We start from the raw sequence: 1,683 nt of genomic DNA on the forward strand, positions 1-1,683 counted from the left end.
GGGCGCCGACACCCGCCGGTGGACGCACGCCAGGACCGGTGCCCGCGCTGCCGCCCGCGGAGTTGCCGCGCGTCGCCGCCGGCTTCAGCGCCGCCAAGCGGCTGCTCTACGACCAGGTCTATGCCGACCACCGCGTAAGCTTCTACTGCGGCTGCGCCTTCGACGCGCAGCACCGCACGGATCTGAGCGGGTGCGGGCTCGCGGCCCTGGCCGGGGAGAAACGGGCGCAGCGCGTCGAGGCCGACCACGTCTTCCCCGCCGCCCAGTTCGGCCAGGCGCGCCCCTGCTGGCGCGACCCCGCGGCCTTCCCGGCCTGCGCCCAAAGCGGCGCCCGCCCGCCGACCCGGCGCCAATGCTGTGAAAAGGTCGACCCACTCTTCGCCGCCGCCCACAACGACCTGCAGAACCTGGTCCCCGCGGTCGGCACCATCAACGGCCAGCGCTCCGACTACAACTGGGGCCTGGTCAGCGGCGGCGACCAATACGGCACCTGCGCCATCCGCATCGACGCCGGCACCCGCCGTGTCCAACCCCCGCCCGCGGTGCGCGGCGACATCGCCCGCATCATGCTCTACATGCGCGACACCTACAGCTTCAACCTCAGCCGCCAGGACACGCAACTCTACGCCGCCTGGAACAACGCCGACCCGCCCGACGCCTGGGAACTGGAACGCGACCGGCGCATCGGCCGCCTCCAGGGGCGCGGCAACCGCTATGTCGAGGACTACCAACGGCAGTGACGACTATACCGGCACGCGCTCGTACATATCGCGCAGCAGCAACCGACAACCCACCGCGGCCAAGTCGATCGTGTCGTCACGACCCCCATATTCGGTCAGCAGCCAGCCGCCGGCGGCCGCGCGGACGTAATGCTCCACCCGGCATTCCGTTTGCGCAACCAGCAGATAGTCCTGCAAGGACGGCAGGGTGCGGTAATGCCGGAACTTGGCACCGCGATCGTACTGTTCGGTGGAGTCGGACAGCACCTCGATGATCAACACCGGATTGAGCAGGGTGTCGACTTCGACGTCCTCGAATTGCGGCTCCGCGCACGCGGCTACGATATCCGGATAGGTGTACATGCCGGTCGCGCTGACCTTGACGCGCATGTCGTTGTTATAAACCTCACAGGGTTTCCCGCGCAGTTGTGCATGGAGTGCCGAAAAGGTATTACCGCACACCAGGTTATGTTCCCGGCTCGCCCCGGTCATGGCGAAAATCTCGCCGTCGTAGTATTCGTGGCGCGTTTCCTGTTGGCGTTCCCAGGTCAGATAGTCCTGCTGCGTGAGGCGTCGTTGCGGCTGTGTGCTCATGGATAACCTCCGGAAAGGAATGATAGGAGCCTGTCGCGGCGAGCGACAGATTGCAGCGGCTCCGCCGCAACAATCGCGCAGCGACACTGTGCGAGCGGCTTCAGCCGCGACGGCCTCGCAAGAACGCCCCAGCCTTGCCAGGTAACCGCATCGTCCCATCGCGGCTCCAAGCCGCTCCCACGGGACCTTTCTTGGTCAGCCCACGCCGCTGCTGGCGGACTGCGCTGGTGGCCTTGATCATAATTGTGCGACACGAAGTCGCGTAAGTAATTGTTCTACTGGAAGTCTCTATATGGCGACCTGATGGAACCGACGGTTTCTCCCGTCGTAGCCTAGGAGCACATGCGAGACTGGTAACGGTCCGGTGTGA

General features: G+C 66.0%; 2 protein-coding genes. One reads left to right on the forward strand and one right to left on the reverse strand.

Annotated elements, in window-relative coordinates; genetic code table 11:
* The coding region (locus QZY48_RS01095) for an endonuclease (RefSeq protein WP_295426596.1) at positions 1–740 on the forward strand (740 nt) is incomplete at its 5' end.
* Between the two features lie 3 nt (positions 741–743).
* Here the strand turns inward: QZY48_RS01095 and QZY48_RS01100 are convergent.
* Positions 744–1,313 carry a Uma2 family endonuclease gene (locus QZY48_RS01100; RefSeq protein WP_295426597.1) on the reverse strand — a complete coding sequence of 190 codons (570 nt, stop codon included), beginning with the start codon at positions 1,311–1,313 and terminating at the stop codon, positions 744–746.
* Positions 1,314–1,683 lie beyond the last annotated feature (370 nt).

The organism is uncultured Thiodictyon sp., from assembly GCF_903828115.1.
GTDB lineage: Bacteria > Pseudomonadota > Gammaproteobacteria > Chromatiales > Chromatiaceae > Thiodictyon.

Bases quoted from the DNA above. Each gene is read 5' to 3' on its own strand.
- QZY48_RS01100 (WP_295426597.1), bottom strand. From the start codon at position 1,313: ATGAGCACACAGCCGCAACGACGCCTCACGCAGCAGGACTATCTGACC.